Source organism: Steroidobacter sp. (assembly GCF_016790065.1).
Lineage (GTDB): Bacteria > Pseudomonadota > Gammaproteobacteria > Steroidobacterales > Steroidobacteraceae > Steroidobacter.
In genome coordinates, this window is the sequence record NZ_JAEUPY010000463.1 from 1 (window position 1) to 2,645 (window position 2,645).

Genomic DNA, 2,645 nt, shown 5'->3' on the forward strand with positions numbered 1-2,645 from the left:
GAAGCGCTGTTCGAAGTTGCTCACAACCCGCAACGTCCGTTTGTGGTCAAAGCGGCGGGCTCGCACATCCGAGCTGTGGGAACCGCGTTCAGCATTCGTTTGCGCAGCGATCTGGCTGAGGTCACGGTGACCGAAGGAACGGTCGTGGTCGTCGAAGGGCCGCAGACGGCGCCGCCACGGGATCCGGAACGACAGATATCGGCGGGCTCCGGTGCCGTCGTGGATCGCACAACGGTGGCCAAGAGTACGCTCGCGCCGGACGTGTTACGTCAACGGATCGCATGGAGCCAGGGCGTGATCGAGTTGCGCGGCGAAACCCTGGCGCAGGCGGCTGAGGAGTTCAGCCGGTATCGGACCAAACGCATCATCGCGGCCGACCCGAGGATTGCCTCCATCCGGGTGGGCGGCACCTTCCCGAGCAACGAGGCGGACGAGTTCCTGCGCTCGGTGCAGGTCGGATTCCCGGTGCGGCTGATCGAGGGCGAGGACGGCACCGTCTATCTGGTCCACAAAGACTGATCGGGCGACTGGAAAATAATTGGCGCTCGACTAGCAGCTCCGCGCCCTTGCTTCGTTTCGACATCGGTACCCAGCAAAAGCTGGCGGGGAGGATTCGATGTCGGCACCCAAACAACTTAAAAATCTTTCGATTGCTCAATGCCTTCGCCGCACATTGGCGGTCGCGGCGCTGGGCGCGATGCTGAGTCAGGGCGCGCTCGCGGAAGAGTTGCGTCAAAGGGTCGACATCCCGGCGCAGCCGGCGGTTGACGCATTGAATGCTTTTTCGCGGGAATCGGGGCTGCGCTTGCTGTTCCCGTATGACGCCATCGAGAACAAGCAGATTCGCGCCATTCAGGGCGAGCTCACTGTCGACGAAGTGCTGGAGCGGTTGTTGATCCAAGTCGGGCTGACCATCGCTGCCCGCGAAGGCAACGTGGTGACGCTGCGGGTTGCCAATACCCAAGCCACGTCGCTGATCGTCGAAGAAGTGATCGTCACAGCGTCACATCGCCCACAGCTGTTGAGCGAAGTGCCAATCGCCGCGACGGCACTCACCCAGGACGATTTGCTGAGCGCCGGGGCAACTCGCGTGCAGGACGTCGTGCGCTATTCGCCGGGCTTTTCGCTGACCAGCGCCGGCGCCAACCGAGATCGCATCGCTGTGCGTGGCATCGCCACCTCGCAGGGCCAGCTGCTCCAGCAGGCCACCGTAGGGCAATTCGTCGATGAAATCGTAACGGACTCGGGCACCGGTGCGACCACCACGCTGGATTCGCGCTTGTTCGACGTGCAGCGGGTCGAGTTGTTGCGCGGTCCGCAGGGAACGTTGTTCGGCTCCGGTTCGCTGAGCGGCGCGATGCGCATCATCACCAACAAGCCGGACCTCGAAGAGTTTCATGTCACCACGGAAGTGCGTGCTGAATCGATTCAGGACGGCGAAGTCGGCGGCGGCGCGAGCGGTATGCTGAATCTGCCGCTAGTGCCAGGCAAGCTCGGCTTGCGCGCTGTCGCTTATGGTCAGAACGAAGGTGGCTACGTCGACAACGTCAAGCTCGGGCAAGAAGATGTGAATTCCGAACGCGTGCGCGGCGGTCGTTTGATCCTGGCGGCGCAGCCGACCGACGGGCTGTCGTTGCAGGCTACGGTGCTGCATCAGGACAGTAAGACCTACGGTGGTTTCGCCTCGGTGGTCACGCCAGGGCTGGGCGCAGCGGTCGAGGACTATCAGTCGATTCAAAGCGTGAACAGTCGCAACGAGTTGGAATTCTCGGCGGCGAACTTCGTCGGGCAACTCGATCTCGGTTTCGCGTCGCTGCTGTCTTCGACCAGTTACAGCGAACGCGAATACACCTCTATCGACGACGGCACACCGTATCTCACCGTGCTTACTCGTTTGCTCGGCGTACCGGGCGGGCTGACCAATCCGACGCCGTCTTTGACGCCTGCCTCCACGCGTCAGTTCTCACAAGAATTCCGCTTGGCTTCGACCGGTGAGCGAGTCGTCGACTGGACCATCGGTGCGATCTATATCGACCGGACCACGCGAGGCGGGCAGTGGGTCAACGCGCCGGCGCTGATTCCGTTGGTCGGGTCGGGCAATTTGTATGGCTTGGCTGTGCAGTCCGATCAAAGCGAGAAGGCTGTGTTCGGCGAACTGTCGTGGGACATCACCGGCCAACTCACCGCTACCGCCGGCCTGCGCGCTAGCCGAACCAGCGTCGCGTTCGACACGACGGCCTCGGGATATCTGGCCACAGGGAATTTCACAACCACCAACAGGTTCTCCGGTGACAAGGACGCGGATACGGTCACGCCAAGGTTGGCGGTGAGCTATGCGTTCACCGACGATTTTCGCGTGTACACGCAGGCGGCCAAGGGGTTTCGCACCGGCGGCCCGAATCTGACGGCCTCTACGTTATTGGGCATTCCCAGCACTTATGAGCCGGATTCGTTGTGGAACTACGAGTTGGGGTTGAAGAGCTACTGGCTCGATCGGCGCTTGGCCGTCAACGCGGCCACTTATTACATCGACTGGCAGGATCTGCAGCTCAGTCTGGTCAACAGCGGCGTGTCATTCACCGGCAACGCTGGTGCTGCGAAGTCTTACGGTGTCGAGATCGAAGCGGTGTGGCGCATGGCATCGC

General features: G+C 61.9%; 2 protein-coding genes. Both read left to right on the forward strand.

Going from position 1 to position 2,645, the window contains the following annotated elements:
- Positions 1 to 519, forward strand: a 519-nt coding sequence (locus JNL55_RS19300) for a FecR family protein (protein ID WP_293857377.1), incomplete at its 5' end; no start/stop codon positions are given.
- 97 nt (positions 520 to 616) lie between these two features.
- Positions 617 to 2,645 (forward strand): TonB-dependent receptor domain-containing protein (locus JNL55_RS19305; protein ID WP_293857380.1); only part of this gene is annotated, 2,029 nt, incomplete at its 3' end.